General features: G+C 53.1%; 12 protein-coding genes and 1 pseudogene. 9 read left to right on the forward strand and 4 right to left on the reverse strand.

The window, feature by feature from the left end; genetic code table 11:
- Window positions 1–57: 57 nt before the first annotated feature.
- The 3 genes from JMJ04_RS02055 to JMJ04_RS02065 are packed head-to-tail and all read right to left on the reverse strand — an operon-like array spanning window position 58 to window position 5,274.
- Window positions 58–1,758: a tetratricopeptide repeat protein gene (locus JMJ04_RS02055; RefSeq protein ID WP_201368907.1), complete on the reverse strand. Its 1,701-nt coding sequence runs from the start codon at window positions 1,756–1,758 to the stop codon at window positions 58–60.
- Between the two features lie 49 nt (window positions 1,759–1,807).
- Window positions 1,808–3,070, reverse strand: coding sequence for a vWA domain-containing protein (locus JMJ04_RS02060; protein WP_201368908.1), 1,263 nt, complete (start codon window positions 3,068–3,070; stop codon window positions 1,808–1,810).
- A gap of 17 nt (window positions 3,071–3,087) precedes the next feature.
- Window positions 3,088–5,274, reverse strand: coding sequence for a protein kinase domain-containing protein (locus tag JMJ04_RS02065; protein WP_201368909.1), 2,187 nt, complete (start codon window positions 5,272–5,274; stop codon window positions 3,088–3,090).
- 548 nt (window positions 5,275–5,822) lie between these two features.
- Here JMJ04_RS02065 and JMJ04_RS02070 point away from each other — a divergent pair.
- From JMJ04_RS02070 to JMJ04_RS02100, 7 genes and pseudogenes are all read left to right on the forward strand, one after another.
- On the forward strand, window positions 5,823–6,638 hold the full coding sequence (locus JMJ04_RS02070) for a potassium-transporting ATPase subunit C (RefSeq protein ID WP_201368910.1): 816 nt from the start codon (window positions 5,823–5,825) through the stop codon (window positions 6,636–6,638).
- Window positions 6,639–6,702: 64 nt separating this feature from the next.
- Window positions 6,703–8,402, forward strand: a pseudogene (gene kdpA, locus JMJ04_RS02075) (potassium-transporting ATPase subunit KdpA).
- Between the two features lie 159 nt (window positions 8,403–8,561).
- The gene (argB, locus tag JMJ04_RS02080) at window positions 8,562–9,428 is read left to right on the forward strand and encodes an acetylglutamate kinase (protein ID WP_201368911.1); all 867 of its coding nucleotides are present in this window, start codon (window positions 8,562–8,564) and stop codon (window positions 9,426–9,428) included.
- A gap of 119 nt (window positions 9,429–9,547) precedes the next feature.
- Window positions 9,548–9,832, forward strand: coding sequence for a hypothetical protein (locus JMJ04_RS02085; RefSeq protein WP_201368912.1), 285 nt, complete (start codon window positions 9,548–9,550; stop codon window positions 9,830–9,832).
- Window positions 9,804–11,063, forward strand: a complete 1,260-nt coding sequence (locus JMJ04_RS02090) for an RNA-guided endonuclease InsQ/TnpB family protein (RefSeq protein ID WP_201372307.1) — start codon at window positions 9,804–9,806, stop codon at window positions 11,061–11,063. Before JMJ04_RS02085 ends, JMJ04_RS02090 begins: the two co-directional genes overlap by 29 nt.
- A gap of 34 nt (window positions 11,064–11,097) precedes the next feature.
- Window positions 11,098–12,018, forward strand: a complete 921-nt coding sequence (locus JMJ04_RS02095) for a DUF4118 domain-containing protein (RefSeq protein WP_201368913.1) — start codon at window positions 11,098–11,100, stop codon at window positions 12,016–12,018.
- Window positions 12,019–12,352: 334 nt separating this feature from the next.
- Complete coding sequence (locus tag JMJ04_RS02100; RefSeq protein ID WP_201368914.1) at window positions 12,353–13,750, forward strand: S53 family peptidase; 1,398 nt, start codon at window positions 12,353–12,355, stop codon at window positions 13,748–13,750.
- A 173-nt stretch (window positions 13,751–13,923) separates the two neighbouring features.
- Here the strand turns inward: JMJ04_RS02100 and JMJ04_RS02105 are convergent, their stop codons facing one another.
- Window positions 13,924–15,018 (reverse strand): hypothetical protein, encoded by a 1,095-nt coding sequence (locus JMJ04_RS02105; protein WP_201368915.1) that lies wholly within the window; start codon window positions 15,016–15,018, stop codon window positions 13,924–13,926.
- Window positions 15,019–15,522: 504 nt separating this feature from the next.
- Here JMJ04_RS02105 and JMJ04_RS02110 point away from each other — a divergent pair.
- Window positions 15,523–16,440 carry a hypothetical protein gene (locus JMJ04_RS02110; RefSeq protein ID WP_201368916.1) on the forward strand — a complete coding sequence of 306 codons (918 nt, stop codon included), beginning with the start codon at window positions 15,523–15,525 and terminating at the stop codon, window positions 16,438–16,440.
- 198 nt (window positions 16,441–16,638) lie between these two features.
- Entirely contained in the window at window positions 16,639–16,938 is a 300-nt protein-coding gene (locus JMJ04_RS02115) for a hypothetical protein (RefSeq protein ID WP_201368917.1), read from the forward strand.
- Window positions 16,939–17,110 lie beyond the last annotated feature (172 nt).

A 17,110-nucleotide genomic window follows, 5' to 3' on the forward strand; every position in this document is an offset into this window, starting at 1 on the left:
TGGGCCAGTATGGGATTGTTTTCCTCGTGGTGTATGCTGGCCCATCTGTGTGGTTGGCTAGAATTCGTTGAGTCGTGTGTAGATGCCCCAGGCAGCGCAGAGGCCGATGAGGGGGTAGAGTATAGCGCTGAGCGAGGTGTAGATGTTCAGGGTGTTCTGGGTGCTACTGAGCGTGGTATTGTAGTGATCGTAGTTGGCTTTGCTCAGAGCAGTAACGGCGTCTGAGAAGGTGCCGAAGGCAGCGTTGGATGGTCCGGTGCTGATGACCTCAGCGTTATTGATATGCTGCGGATCGCTGCCGTTATTGGCGGCTGCGCGGATCTGTCTGTCGAGGGTAATGTATTTGTTCCAGCCAGAATGGATATCGGAGAGAGGTTGGATCTCTTCATTCCAGGTCTGGTTGTTCTGGGCGTTGGCGATTAGCTGTTGTACCTGCTGGATGTTGGTGCCCCAGTCGGCGGCCCAGCGGTCTGCACCACTCGCTGTGGTTGTATCGTTGAAGGTCAGCGCGATCAGCCAGCGAGACTCATCAGCGTTGGCATCGGTGCCGTAGCGTTTCAGTTTTGCTGCATAGTAGACACTGTCGTAATCGTCTTTGACTAGTTGCCGATAGGCCCCGTCCTGACTGGCAGTATGTGTGCCTGGGAGTCCGGTGAAATTGAGCAGGGTACCAATGATCATAAGACTGAAGATCACTCCGACGAGTAGCGACAGGCTGAGCCCGACATTGATCACGCGGTGAGTGACCGCCGCCATACGCCAGGTAGAGATGAGCAGCCAGCCTACGAAGATAATACTGAGCAGTATGGCACCGATAAGTGCGGTGTTTAAAAATGATATTACATCATTGTAGCCACCACCAGTACTAGTTGTCCCTTGCAGGTGGGTATAGTTGATATCGCTCAAACAGTCGATATTGTCTGCAATGCCGCCGTTGACCCAGGTGTTGGGTTGCGCCAGGTGCTGGTCGATACCAATGTGGCAGGCTGGCAGAGTTGACCTATCTTCAACGATACTCGGTTGGCGTTGAATCCTGGTGTGCAGGACACTGCTGGCTGCCAGGTAGGCCTGGTAAGCATTGCGGAGATGACTATCCTGCGCATTAGCCGTGTTGCTAGCCTGGTCAAACTCGTGCTGCATGACGGTCAGGTGCCCGACATATTCCTCCATGCCAGCAGTAATGCGCTCCACAGCAGTACGCTCGCCAGGGTAGGTAACGTTGTGGGCAGCATTGAACAATTGTTGATTAGCCAGGATAATTTCAGCATCGATATTGAGCTGATCACAGTCATGGACGCGCCTGGGTCCTACATTTTTGCTACCACTGGCAGTAACGACACTGCACGCTTCTATCTGGGTCAGCGGAGCAGTCGCAATGTAGTCAGCCGCTTTTGCGTCGATATCGTCAATATATTGTGCCAGCGATTGCGCAGCATCGACACTGGGGATACTGCCATTCGCGATAGTATTCAGATCTGTGGCGGCACGGTTGAACGAGAGAGAGATAACGAGGGCTAGTAGTATGGCGAGTAGCAGGCAGCCGCTAGCCAGAGCGATGAACTGGCCTTTCAACGTACGACGAGCCTGTTGCCAGACACGACTGACAAACTTTGGACCTGCAGGTGTCGTTGTTGGTGGCACAGCCTGACTTGGCACAGGCGTGGACTGTGCCTGCTTCCCAGCGCCTGTATTCGATGTTGCAGGTGGCGTGTAGTAGGGGGTTGACGTACCTGTCGTACTCACCCGTGGTTTAGCCATTTTAGCGATCTTCTTTCAAATTCTTCTAGTCGTTTTATAGAGAGCGGTATTACTGCAATTTTGAGGTCTTGCTGACATTGATGGCCAGAGTTTTACGGGCCACGGCGTCGGCCTGTTTGTTGAGTTGTATCGTCCCTTTGGCGTCGCGCGAGATTAGCTCACTGAGCAGACGGGTCACGCGTGCATTGCCGGAACGTTCGCTAATCTCCAGCGCTCGACCTAGCAGACGTGTGGCCTTCTCATTGTCTCCCGCAGCGAGAGCTGCCTGGCCATCTTTGATATTGTTGGATAGTTCTTCTTGATTGGTATAGTGGGCGATATGGGCCTCGATCTGAGCGGCCAGGGATACATCCTCGGTCCATTGTACGAAGGCCCAGCCGGAACGTTCGCTTTTCTCCTCCTGCTCCGTTCCCCCACCCGCGAAGTACTTGAGGGTGGGACGGACAAGCATAAACTGTTGACCCGGTGTGTTGACCGGCATAGTAATATCTAGCAGGTAGTCGCGCTGATCACCAGGAGCGAATGAGCCGAGCGCAATCACCTGCTGACGTGGACTGGTCGGATCGGGTTCTGTACCCAGCGGCACAATCGTAGGATAGACCTGCTGCAGGTTGGTAATCTGGACACCCGCAGGTGACCAGAGGTACATGCGCGTATTCGTGATAGCTGTCCTGCGCATCTCACTAAACGAACTGCTGAATGCCGCCTCGACCTGATTGGGGGTCGGGATAATATCCGCCGAACCACGCGTCACCTCCGCCATATGCAGAAGTTCAGCCGCATCCCAGTCTGTTCCAACACCCCACGCACTGATACTGATATTCGCAGCCGAACAACGTGCAACCGCGCGATCAAGGGCAGCACGCGGTTCCCCTTCATTTTTACCATCAGTCAGGAAAAGGATACGCGTAGCACGTGATTGATTGCTGCCAAACTTATCCACAATCGTATTCAGGGCAGTGCTCATACGCGTCCCGCTAGCCGCATAGACCGTCTGGATAGCAGCAATCGCGCGATTTTTATTCTCCTCAATTCCAGCCGCCGGACCAAAGATGATACGGGCGTTATCGTTGAATGTCACAACCATAAATTGCATACTGGCATCGATCGCCTGCACAACCTTCACCGCCCCGTCACGAGCAGCACGCATCTTCGCACCATCCATCGAGCCAGAACGGTCCAGCGCAATCGCCAAAGCCAGCGGAGCCGGAGCCGGAGCAGCGGCCTCATCTATACAGACCGAGAGGACCGCCTGCATCGTTGATTGTCCAACACGCAGGTATGGATTGTTATAAGCAGTAATTTTAAACATAGTTTTTGTAGTTTCCTTTATAGAAGACGCCAGGGAGCAACTTCGAACTTACGACGGACGATAGTCTCACGGTTTGCAGGTTTGCGGGCGCGGCGTAGATACTCATGATAGCTCTCTTCGGCAGCCTGGCCTAATGTTGCTGGTCTGAGATCGGTCACCCCGGCTATCTTGCTCGTGGACGGTAGTTGTTTCGCGCGAGCCAGGCCATACGCAACCCGGTAGACATCGCCACGCGCCAGGTAATAGCGCGGATCTTCAGTGCGGCCATCCAGTCCGTTCACCGCCTGCGACGCACTCTGCACATTCTGAGGTGTGAGCGGAACCATGCGGCTGAGATAGAGGTCACAGAGCATCAACTGAGCCTCAACATACTTTGCGGCCGCCTCATTGATACTACTGAGCACCCGCGCAGCCTCATCCCAACGTTGTAGATTGAGCAGAGAGCCCGTCACCCCCAGTACAGCCTCCGTATTGCCCGGATCAGCCTTGAGCACTTTAGTGAACAGCTCCACAGCAGTCAGATCGTCGCCCATACGCGCACAGACACGTGCCAGCGCCTGCTGAGGTGGTAGTTCACCTGGTAGGTCCGCAATCAACTCACGGTACTGATCAGCCGCCGCAGCATACTTCTCCTGCGCCTCCAGTAAGCGTCCGGTGTACCAGGCAACCTTCCAGTTACCAGGAGCCATACGCTGTACCTTCGTAACCTCAGCCAGAGCCATGCCAAATTCGCTGGTATCGATATACACTTCAGCGAGCCGGAGATGGGCGTCGACACTGTTGGGGTTAATCTTTGCGGCCTGTTTGTAAAAACTTTCCGCGCTAACGTAGTTGCCTCCACGTAGCGCCTGGTCACCAAAACGCAGGTGGTCGATCGCCTTATCGCCCTCATCTAAGACCGCCTCACCACGAAAGCCCAACTTGCCAGTCGTCGTCATAATCCCTGGCACAAAGAGATTCGAGCCCACAGGTACGCCTAGCGTGCCACCCACAATCTGACGCAGAACTCCAGCCAGCTGATCGCTCAATTGTTCCGCACTATGAAAACGTTGCGCAGGTTTGCTGTGCGTCCCCTTGGCCAGCAGACGATAGAGAGCAGGATAATCGCGAAAAGCCTTGTAGTATTCGGAGGATGGCATGCCAAAGATCGGACTTGCCAGGTCCATCTGCGTCACGAGATATGCAAGCGTGCGGCAGATAGTATATAGATCAGTCTCGGGCGACGGATTCTTAACAGCCTCCGGAGCATAGAAGCCGTGCGTGCCATAAACATCGCCTGGACGCGCCGTATGTTTGATCACAGTACCCAGATCGATCAGCTTCACAATCTGAGTCCCGTCTTTCAACGTCTCGACCATCACATTCTGTGGTTTAAAATCACAGTAGACAAGGTCGAGTTTCGCCAGATACGAGAAGGCCGGCAGGATACCCAGTATATAGCGGATCGCTTCAGGCACATCAAAGGGGTGACCGCGTTCCTCTAGCAGGTCGTCGAGCGTCTTGCCCTCGACATACTCCATCACGATATAGCCACGCATCCCAATCGTCAGAAAGTCATAGATCGAGACAATATTGGCATGCTTGATCGCAGCCAGGAACTCGCGCTCTTTCACACTCTGAGCCGCCATATCAGGATCATCATCGCTCAGCAGTGCCTTAATCACCACCTGGCGTTTCAAGACCTGGTCATACGCCAGGTAGACCGCACCCATACCGCCTGCCCCAATGACACGGATAATCTCATATTTATTATTAAGTATATTTCCCACCTGTAAGGTAGATGGTGGGCTTGCAACCGAGGTAGAGTTGCTCAAAGCGGCCGGTCCCGTAACACCTACATAGCTAAAGCCACAACGATTACAAAACTTAACGCCCGGTATGCGTGGACCGTGACATTGGGGACACTGCTGAGCTGTCGGCGTGCTGGTAGGATGAACAACAGCACTATTCGTAGTTGCAGTTACAACCATGCCACACTGCTCGCAGATATCATCGCCTGATTGTAGAGCACTGTGACAGTTAGGGCAGACAGCAGGAGTTGTCGAAGCGATCACGGCAGATGGAATGGCTGCAGGTAGCTGCATTGAAGCGGAGGCAGCAGTAAAAGTCGGAGCAGCCAGTGCACTATCAAGGACAGCGCCACAATTTTCGCAGATATCGTCACTGGCACCGACCGGTTGATGGCAATTAGGACAGTTGCGCATAGAAATCTCCTCATGAGACATTCCGAAAGCAGATACTGCCGCCCAACTCTCCTCGCCGCTCCGCGGCTCACTTTTTCTGGTGTGTGATGGCCGCTCAATCTGCCACCACACAAATGATGTGAAGCGCCGAAGGCGCTGAAAAGTCGAGAGAAAAGGTTTGCCAGCAATATCGAAAGCAGAGAGTCTTCTCTGTACTCCACACCGCCCCACATGGGGCAGGCAGAGCAGGAATGGGAAAGGATTCACCTCCAAAACATTACGCCACCAACTTGAGAAAATGCAAGAGCTACACATAAAGATTCGCTCAAGAACGGATATATTCGTTAAAGAAGGAGCTTTTCTTCTGAATGCTACCATAACAGACCCTTTCCTTGAGCACTTTTTGAAGGCTTCCCCCTCTCCTCTTACCTCCCTTTGATGTTTCCAAAGCTAGACTATATAGAGAACAATAAACGAGCGTGCTTACGCTCGTGTTCGTCTTTAACCAACTATCACCAGCGTTCACGCGTCCTTGCTCTGAACGTTAGCACCATCAAACGAGGGTTTTTATGAAGCAAAAACAAGCTACGCGTCCTGAGGCCGCGAAAGAAGAACCTGAACAATCTTCCAGGATCTTGTCCGAACCATCCCCTAAAGCCAGTGGCATCCTGAGCTATTCCTGGGGCGCCTTCAAGCTTTTCGCTATCCTCCTATTGCTCTGCGGGGTGATTTTTCCCGCCCTCGTCTACGGACTGGGTCAACTCCTCTTCCCTGACCAGGCCAACGGTAGCCTCCTCTACAATCAGCAACACCAGGTAATTGGTTCCCGTCTCATTGGGCAGCAATTTACCCGCCCTGAATATTTTCATGGTCGCCCAAGCGCCGCTGGCTATAACGCTAGCAGTTCTAGCGGCTCTAACCTGGGACCGACAAACCCCCAGCTACTTGAAGGGAACGGCACACTCATCACGCTCAAGCCTGGTGACAAGGTCCCGGACAACGCAACCCCCGTTGCGGGCAAACCTCATACCTACTACGTTCCCGGTACCTATGATGGTATTAAGGCCTACGCCACCCAGTTCCGCAAAGAAAATGACTTGCCCCCCAATACCTTGCTTCCAGCCGATATTATTACCGCCAGCGGCAGTGGCCTCGATCCGCATATCTCTGTCGAAGCCGCCCTGCTCCAGGTAGAACGCATTGTAAAGGCCCGCCATGCCTCAGGTAGCAAGAACGCAACCCTGACAGCTGACCAGGTGCGAGCACTTATCGCCAAACATACCGATGGGCGAGATCTTGGCATCTTTGGAGAGCCACGCGTCAATGTGCTGGAACTCAACTTTGATCTGGATAGCAACTATGGCTCTCCTGCTAGTTCACACTGAATACCTGATGCCCTTTTAGCAGGAAATCTGCAATAAAACGAGAAATAACAAAGGAAGAACGAAGATGAGTTCCTTAGCCCTCCTGCAATATGGGGTCTTTCTCCTGGTAGTGATTCTCCTGGTAAAACCCGTGGGGATATACCTTAAGCGTGTCTTCGCGCGTGAACGAACCTGGCTTGATCCGCTCCTTTGCCCGGTCGAACGCGCTATCTACCGCGTAAGTAAACTTGATGCCACACGTGAGATGAACTTCAGACAGTATAGTGTCGCCTTTATCGTCTTCACGTTGATTGGCACGCTGGCACTCTATGCTCTGCTACGCGTGCAACAGTTCCTCCCCTGGTTCGATGCGGCCCATATGACGACACCGATGACACCAGACCTGGCCTTCAATACCGCCATTAGCTTCACAACCACAACCACCTGGCAGGCCTACGCGGGTGAGACGACTATGAGCTATTTGACACAGATTGTTGGCCTCGCGACACAAAACTTCCTGGCTGGAGCGGCGGGCCTGGCGGTCGGTATGGCTTTTATACGCGGCCTGGCGCGGGAGCGCACGCCCTTCCTGGGCAATTTCTGGTTCGACTTAGTACGCTCTCTTCTCTGGGTACTCCTCCCCATTTCCCTGCTTGGCAGTCTCTTGCTCATCTGGCAGGGCGTGCCCATGAACTTTCATCCTTATACCGAGGTCAAGACGCTTGAAGGAGGCACCCAACTTATCGCCCAGGGACCTGTAGCCGCGCTTGAATGGATCAAGAACCTTGGCACCAATGGCGGGGGCTTCTTTAACGTCAATGGCGCCCACCCCTTTGAAAATCCCACTCCCCTGACAAACGTGATTGAGATGCTGGCGATTGTGGTACTACCAGCCTCTCTCACCTACACCTTTGGCCTGATGGTTGGCAACACGCGCCAGGGCTGGGTCCTTTTCTGGGCCATGACGATCCTCTTTGTCGCAGGCCTGCTTCTCTGCGGCTGGGCCGAACAACGCGGCAATCCCGCGCTCACACCCTATATCACCGGCGGCGCCGGCAACATGGAGGGCAAAGAGGTCCGCTTTGGTATCGGCGGCTCTGTGCTGACGGCTATAACTACGTCAAACGGGGCGACCGGTTCCTATAACTCCATGCATGACAGCTATACCCCCATCGGAGGTACGGTGCCGCTGGTCAATATGCTGCTCGGCGAAATCATTTACGGCGGCCTGGGAACTGGCATCTACAGTATCATCATGGTGGCACTGATTGGCCTCTTCCTGACAGGCTTGATGATCGGACGTACCCCCGAGTACCTGGGCAAGAAAATCGAGCCACCCGAGATGAAGCTCCTAGCGCTTTATACGCTCCTGGGTTCAATCGCGGTCGTGACCTTTACGGCTCTGGCGGTCGTCACCGCGCCCGGACAAGCGGGCCTAACGACAAATACCGGGCCACATGGCCTCACCGAAATTCTGTATGCCTATGCATCCTCAATGACCAACAACGGCCAGAACTTCGCGGGCTGAGCGCGAATAGCCCCTTCTACAACGTCACCACGGCTATTGTCATGCTTATTGGACGCTTTGGCCTGGCCATTCCAGCCCTGGCACTGGCAGGCAAGTTCAGCCTGCAAGATCGACGCCCAATGTCCATCGGAAAGTTTCGTACCGACTCTGTCATGTTTGGCACGGTGATCATTTTTACCGCCATCATCGTTGTCGGCCTGACCTACTTTGCCTCCCTCTCCCTTGGACCCATCGTCGAGCAACTACACCTGGGATAGGGGCTATATCTTGACAATCTTTTGATACCTGGCACTCGCCTCCATACACTTTTTTGATTGTCTATCGGATACAGTAGAAGAGCATATATATCTCCTCTCAGACCAGAGGAGTGAAGTGATCAATCCAGACTTCTAGGCGTTCACGAGGAGTTACGATCTATGATAAACCCATCAGTACCAGCGACCGATCAGCCATGGAACAGGCATGAGTTCATCCCCATGGACCATGCCAGCCCCAGCAAGTGCTCATTTTCCCAGCTCAAAGGAAAGACTTTTGTCGTCAAGTTAGGGGGCAGCACCCTGGAGTATCAGCGGAGCGTGCTCCAGGATTGCATCTGTTTACAAATTCTGGGTGCGAACATCGTCCTGGTACATGGAGGAGGACCCGTCATCAACGAGTGGCTCTCGAAGCTCCACATCCCCGTTCACTTTGAACATGGCCTGAGAGTAACAGACGCCCAGACGCTGAACGTGGTACGCATGGTTCTATGTGGCCAAATCAATAAAGAGATCGCAACCACGATAACACAACTTGGCGGACAAGCCGTTGGTCTCTGTGGCACCGATGGCAACCTGATACAGGGACACATCGCTGACGAAAGCCTGGGCTATGTGGGAGCTATAGACACAATCAACCCCACCTTGATACGCCAGGTGCTCGACGATGGGTATATACCGGTCCTGGCTCCCCTGGGTCTAGGACCAGACGGCAGCAGCCTCAATATGAATGCAGACCTGGTTGCCTCTCACCTTGCCGGCGCGCTAAACGCAACCCGGTTGACATTTCTAAGTAATATTGACGGCATCTACAATGCTGATGGTACAATCATCTCAGAGTTGAATGAGCAACAGGCCCAGGCACTGATTGAAGAACACGTCATTCGAGACGGCATGCTTCCCAAGGTACACGCCTGCATACACGCTCTTGAGGAGGTACCCTGCGTCCAGATCGCGAACGGCTGCACCTCACATGTGCTCTTGCATACTCTGGAAGACCTCCCGATAGGGACAAAATTCGTACGTTGAATTAGCGCTACTAATGTATGCGCCTACGCTCCCGGAGAGCATACAATTCCTCTGCGTAGGTGCGTACATCAGTAGCGCAATGCACGGCAATATACATATGCTTGAGGAGGTTATGAACAGTGGTTGAAAATGTAGCCAAACCTACCTGGATGTGTTTGCATTGGACACTTTTGCTCCTTGATAAATTGCATGCAAACGTATACAATGTATGCATGAATACCAAAGACTACATCACATTGCGTGTTCGTAAGGACACGCATAAAAAACTTCGGGTCGTATCAGCGTTTTCGGAAGAGAGTATGCTTGATACCCTGGATCGTCTTGTGACTCAAGAATATGATCGCTTGCATGGACAGCGGAAAGGGACACAGCATGATGCTACTCAGCAAAAAGATCAGGCTTGAAGTCTCTGAGCAAGACGCCTCAACACTTGAGTTTATGCAGGGGAAATGTCGAGCGCTCTATAATTGGTGGGTAATGCGACTGCGCAATGGCGAGAAGTGGAACATCTACGAAGCAAAGAAGAGCCTGCAAGAGAGCAAGGTATATGACCCTGAATTAGTACAGGTGTATGGCAAGCTTCTCCAAGAGGTCTACTATCGCCTTGATGGAGCCATGAAAGCGTTCTATCGCAGGGTCAAAGCAGGAGAGAAGCCAGGATTCCCACGTGTACGCCCACGTCATTGTTTTTTCACCCTGTGCTATCCGGCGATGTACATCAAGATTGAAGGCGATAAGCTCATTTTGCCTACTGGTGGCGGAGGGAAACATGGTGCAAAGGTTTACCCCAACATCGTCGCACGTCTGACAGAGACACCGCCAGAACCCTTTAAAGAGGTGGCTATCAGTCGAGATGCCAGAGGCAACTACTCTGCCTCCTTTGTCAGAGAGCGCAAAGAGAAAAACTGCGAGACGGGTGGAACGGTCGCCTTTGATCTGGGCATGAAAACGCTGGCAACGGGTGTCAACGAGCAAGGCAGAATCTATACCATTGGCGGCTTCAAAGGGGGGCGTTGGCACAACAAGCAGTTGGATAAGATTCGATCAAAGCGTGACCAATGCAAGAAAAAGTCGCGTCGTTACCTCCATCTGAGCAAGGTGTACAAACGTGTTTCCCAGAAGAAACGCAACAAACAACAGGATAGCCTTCATAAAGCGTCACATTTGATAGCCCACAAATTGGTTGAGAGAACCGTTGTGGTTGGCGATCTTTCTCAGCGGCAAATGGTTATGAAAGAGCATCGAGAGCGCAACAAACATCTCAATCGTGCAGTCTATAACGAATGGGGTTTGTACACTTTCATTCAGATGCTCACCTACAAATGCCAATTGTACGGGAAAGACCTTCACCTTTTAGATGAGCGCAACACCTCCAAACAGTGTAGTGGCTGTGGAAATCTGCAAGCGATGCCACTGTGGAAGAGAACGTATGGTTGCGTCGAATGTGGACTCGTCATGGACCGCGATGAAAATAGTGCGCACAATATCCTGGCGAGGTTCTTTGCTCGGCAAGAGCCACACGCTCAGGCTCGTCCTGAGTGCGGTGTGCTGCATGCGACCCAAAGCGGCGTCGAAGCCAAGGGGGCTTCCTGTGAGGGGCACGTGCAGCAATTGAATCTATTCGAGGGTGCGTAAGCACTTTTGAGTAGATTTAGAAAGGCAGGCTGCGATGCGTACAATACAACAGATTCCCCAGGTCCCCGTACAACTCAAGAGAAACTGGCGAGGCTATCTTACCGACAGCGTGCTGGCCATCGCCGGAGCCTTGCTATGTACCGCGCTCATCTACGTGTTTCACCTCTATCCTACGATCCCCAACATTTCCGTGATCTATCTCCTGCTCATTCTGGCCCTGGCAAGTACGCGAGGCCGCTATGCAGCTCTGCTCGCGGCACTGGTGGCCGTCTTCTCCTTTGACTTCTGGCTTGTTCCTCCTCTCTACACATTGACCATCTCGCGCTGGGAGGAGGTACTGGCGCTCGTTGTCTTTCTGGTGGCGGCCTTGCTGACCGGGCAACTGGCTGGCGTCATGCGCCGCAGCATCCAGGAGGCCTGGCGACGCGAACGCGAGGCGCGTATCCTCTATGAAGTTGGGCGCGTGATTAATAGTACAGAACAGCTTCCCGAACAATTGCAGAGCATTGCTTTGTCCATGGTCAGAGTCTTTGCGCCCTGGGGCGTGCAGGCATGCGCTCTGCTCCTCCCCGATAAACAGGGCAATCTCGTGCGTCAGGCAGAAGCCCCAATAAGCATCGAAGACTTCATCCTCTCGCCCTCAGAGTTTGCCTCCGCCAGTAAGCTCACGGGGCAGACGAGCCTGGAGAAGCCGCTCCCCTCCATCGCGCACCCCGAGGAGGATGGTCAGATCCTGCGTCTCATCCCGCTGCGTACACCTAGCCAGGTCCTGGGCGTGCTCTGCCTGCGCCTCAAACATCCCATCCCCTGGCTGGCCGATGATCAACTCTTTCACGAAGAGGAGCGACGCCATACAGAGCGGGCCACCTTCTTCTGGACCTTTCTCGACCAGGCCATCCTGGTCATCGAACGCGCCCACTTCCGCATGCAAGCCCTCTCAGCTAATGGACAATAGCATTGAGCCGTGATAGCTCGACGCTGCGAAAGCGCGTCTACATATGGCACTAGTGTAGACGCGCTTTCGCAGCGTCGAGCAACAGCCAATAAGCAAACACTCATTTCTCACTCTATCCCCACACTGCCCACCATGTCTTCTGCTGCTTATCCATATATCCCGTGAGGAGCAGGTGAAATAAAACATTCACCGATTTCGATGAATCTCCACCAAATAGCAACCATCTAGACATGTTATAAACACCGAAATTACATAGACAAGCATCTATACTGTTTCTGGTGCCATTTCTGCTCTTCACTCTTTTTTAATACGACTCCTAGAGCTGGAGAACATTATGCCGAAAAATTCCTTTTTTCGTCGCATGCCTAGAGTGTTATTTGCCTCCACTGTTATGCTTGGCCTGCTAGCTAGCGTTACGCTAGGCACCGGTCAGGCAACTCACGCGGCTGGACATGTCAATCCGAATGCGGTCACCATCCACCCCCAGCATGTCTATGCGGGTAATGTACAGGATGGTCCCACGTTCCGGTGTCAGTCTGCAACCGCGGCAGTTCGCTGCTATGGACCACAGCAGATTCGCACGGCATATAACATTCAGTCCGTTCTTGATTCCGGTATCACTGGCAAGGGTCGCAGCATTGTGATCGTCGACGCCTTTAGCGCTCCGTCGATTGCCAGTGACCTGCAACTCTTCGACAAGACCTTTGGTCTTCAGGATGCGCCCCTCAATATCATCGCTCCTGATGGTCTAACACCTTTTGATCCAAACGATGACAACCAGGTCGGCTGGTCCGGTGAGATCTCCCTGGATGTCGAGTGGGCACATGCTGTCGCGCCCGACGCCACGATCAACCTGGTCCTGGCCAAGACCAATAGCGATGAGGACATCCTCAGCGCGACCCGTTATGCAGTTGACCACAACCTGGGTGATGTGATTTCGCAGAGCTTTGGTGAGGGCGAGACCTGCGTCGACCCCAAACTGCTCAAGAAAGAGCATCAGCTCTTCTTTGAGGCAACCCAGAAACACATTACGCTCTTTGCCTCCGCTGGCGACCAGGGTTCTTCGCAGCCCAGCTGCGATGGCTCCGGCAACTACTTCCTGAGTGCTTCTTCTCCCGCTACTGATCCCCTGGTGACCTCCGTTGGTGGCACTCAGCTCATCGCTGATCCCGTTACCGGCGCCTACCAGAGTGAGGTGGTCTGGAATGAGCCTCAGTTTGGCAGCGCAGGCGGCGGTGGCTTCAGCACGAGCTACCACAAGCCGTTCTACCAGTATGGTATCCCCGGGATTAAAAGCTTCCGTGGCGAGCCCGACGTCTCCTACAATGCCGCCATCAATGGTGGTGTACTGACCGTCTGGAGCGAGTCTGGCACACCTGGCGCGATCTACATCTTCGGTGGTACCAGCGCCGGGTCTCCCCAATGGGCTGGCATTACTGCGCTTGGCGCGCAGAAGGCCAACCATCGCCTGGGCTTCCTCAATCCCGCTTTCTATCTGATCGGACATACCTCGCTCGCCAAACAGGTCTTCCACGACACCACGGTTGGCGATAACGGCTATGCCTATGCGGATGCCAACGGGAACACGGTCACCATTCCTGGCTATAGCGCCACGAAGGGCTGGGATGCGGCAACCGGTTGGGGCACCCCCGACGTCTCCAAACTTCTGTCCGTGCTTATACCATTCTCCTGCGGCGAGAACAATGCCGCAAACATTGCTTCACTACACTAATGTAATAGGCTTCTAAAGAAGAGCAAGAGGCCCACATAGAGAAGCGGAGGACTCGCCAATGAGCCCTCCGCTTCTCTATGTTCTTTGCCAGCCTCTTGGCTGGCAAGGTGAGAGGAAACTACCGTTCTGCCTGATTATTATTATGCGCCTACCCAATAAGGAACGCGACTATGCTAACAGCTTACAGAGTAGCTCGTAAAATCTTTGTTTCCCAGGTAGGTATAGCGCCCCTTGTAGCCAATAGAGGGACTCTGACGCGAGAACCAGGAGAAGTTGACCTCGTCCTGGAGAGTATAGCCATCCTTGTGGAAGACGACGCCCACCAGGGGATCGCCAACCTCAAGGACATTGCTGCACCCATACTGCGGCTCAGATGGCACGGACCAGCTTGGAACAACGTTGGTCGTATATGGATCAGCGACCCACTCAGCTAGTTCATGGCTCAAGGCACCCGTGTTCGAGAAACCACTGTAGAGGTACTGGTCGTAGTACGACGCCCAGGCATAGGTCAGGTCGCCAGGCAGGCCCTGTCCGGTTGCATTGTGGTAACCACCTACACCTAGCTCAATGAGCACATCATAGGTCAGGAAGATGGTCAAGCCATTGGAGGTTGCCTTGTATTCCCCCAGCAACTGCTGCATCTGTGTATCCCACCAGTTGATATCATCGATATTGCCATAGATATGATTGGTCGTGGTGGAGACCAGCTCGCCCTGATTCGTAGGCACGTTAATCGTGTATGTCTTTTTGACATTGGGTTTGTCTAGCAGGACATGATAGTTAGGGCTGAACTTCTGGATCGTTTTCCAGAACGAGGCACGCTGAATGGCATCGGTATACTGCGTATGCCCAGTCTGGAAATCATTCTTTTTGAAGAGGGGCGAATCCATCACAGAATCTACCTTCTTCGATCCATCAAACACAGTCTTCCCAAAGACAACCTTGATAGGCACGATATTGACTGGAATTTTGGTCGTCTTCGATCCCTGCGTAGGGTCAGTACCAACCATAGTATAGGGATAGGTCACTCCATCAACCGTGAACGTCGAGGTCCATGTCGCCAGGGCAGCGGGAACATGATTGCTCCTCAAGGCGTTCTTAGGCGGGTCATGATGGAAATAGTAGAAACGTGGTGTGATGTTCGATGCCGCACTGGTGGCAGCCGCGGCCGATCCACTGCCCAGCAAAGAGATACTTAAAGCCAGCAGCATAGACAGCATCAACACACCCAGAGACGAGAGGCTTAGCATTTTTTTGTGTAAGGCCACAGATTTTCTCCCTTTTTGTGATTTTTTATATGCATTGAGGCATTAGAGGTAGAAACAATCAGGCAGAACTTGGCATCCCTCGGTATCCCAGGAGAAATTCTTCATCCATTTAGAAGCTTCAACCTACAGAGCACTTACTTTCAGCTTTCAGCTTCTGGCTAAACACTGAAACGCCGTAATACATACTAAAGGTTAAACTTCCAAAAAGATCGAATACCTCAAAAGTATAAATTGTCGCGTATAGAAAATCAAGTCATTCTATCAGCATTTTAGTACTAATTTGTCGAAGATATCACAAGAGAGATATGAGTATGGGAGGTGCGCCAATGCCGCATCTCCCATACTCATATCTCTCTTAATGCTTAGAATGCGCTCTAAGCCAAGAAGCCAACCAGGACTTTCGGGGAATCACATAGAAAGATCTTCATGTTATTCGTCTTATACATTGAGGAAGCGAATAAGCAGGTAATAGACAGCGATACTGACGATCAGGAGAGAGGACCCATGCACCGAATGTCTCTTTCACGTGTGCAAGGTACGCGTATAATGGCGGGTCTTTCCATGCTCCTCGTCCTCTGTGTCGTCACTGCGTGCAGCATGGGTTCCTCATCGTCTTCCGCGTCTCTTCCTCACAAGGCTCAGGTTACTACGCCGATGCCCACACCTCCTAAAGGTGGCTGGCACTTTCCCTCACGCCCAACGCCAACTCCCGTGCCACCAACGCCTACAAAGCCTGCTCCTACCACCGTTACTACTACAATGGGCATGCTGCCCCCTGGCTCAGCTCTGCCTGGCGAGGCGGAGTGTGCCGCTCGCGTTCAACGCTCATCCTGGGAGCCACGCCCCCAGAACGCCGACGCCAACCATCGCGTGCCCGCAGCATCCCAGTTGACCCAGCTTGATCCCAAACAAAACAAATATACCCACCAGATCACTGGCAACTTTACTGGTACTACCGACGAGATTCTCCAATGGGTGGCCTGCAAATGGGGCATCGATCCCGATATCGTACGTGCTCAAGCGGTGGTTGAGTCCTACTGGGTGCAGAGCACCAAAGGCGGCGCCACCACCAACCAGTCTGTCTGTCCTCCAGGTACCTGGGATGGCAAGGCCTGCTATCAATACTGGGGCCTGCTCCAGCTCACCTACCAGTACTGGAAGAGCGCCTGGCCTATGATGCGCGACGATACTGCCTTTGGTGCCGAGTACGTCTATGGCCTCATTCGCACCTGCTACGACGGCCAGGCCAGCTACACCAACGTTCCCACAGCAGGCTATCCCCCCTATCACGCGGGCGACATCTGGGGCTGTATGGGCGCCTGGTACAGCGGCCAGTGGTATCCTGCTAACGCCTTCGACTACATTAGCTCCGTTAAAAAACACTATACCAACAAGACCTGGCGCACCTATCAATATTTTTAATAGCGCATACAGGGGTCCAGGGGTTACCCCTGGCGGGGTTGAAGGAGTGTTCCCCTTACACTCTGTCTCCTAGGGCATGGAAAGGAGCAAAAGAACAGAACACAAAATACGCTCATTTCACACTCCATTGACGCATAACGATTTAAAAGATAAAATCAATGTTTAAGGCTGTTCTTTACAACAGAAAGAGAGTACGCCATGACCACAAACGACGACTCCCTCAATCCACAGGACGTCCCCATGCTTGGCCGGGAAAAAGCCCAGTTGACCAGCTTGTTTGGCGCCGAATATACCTGCCCGGTCTGTCACAAGGTGATCATCTCTCTCGCAGGCAACGAAATCCAGGTTGACAACACCCATGTAAAAGTGGATCAGAATGCCAACGGAGACGTCTCCCTTTTGCTCTACCACCGACCTGACTCCGGCAATTTTGTTCCGGCCAAGGTTCTTGAGAAGCCCTTTCTTGTCATAAAATCCTCCACCATTACCTCATTCTAATTCACCCAAGGTACAACTTTGGTGTGACTCCTCGCGCCTATGGCGCTCGCCTGAGTAGGGGAGTGAGGTGCAGGTTGGCAGCCGCAGGCTGCCAACCTGCACCTCACTTGATAGATAAGCGCCGCTGGCGCAAGGGGCCAGGCAAAACTTATACATGGCGTTAGTTAATTAT

The sequence above is a fragment of the Ktedonobacter robiniae genome (assembly GCF_016587375.1).
In the GTDB taxonomy this organism is placed as follows: Bacteria; Chloroflexota; Ktedonobacteria; order Ktedonobacterales; family Ktedonobacteraceae; genus Ktedonobacter; species Ktedonobacter robiniae.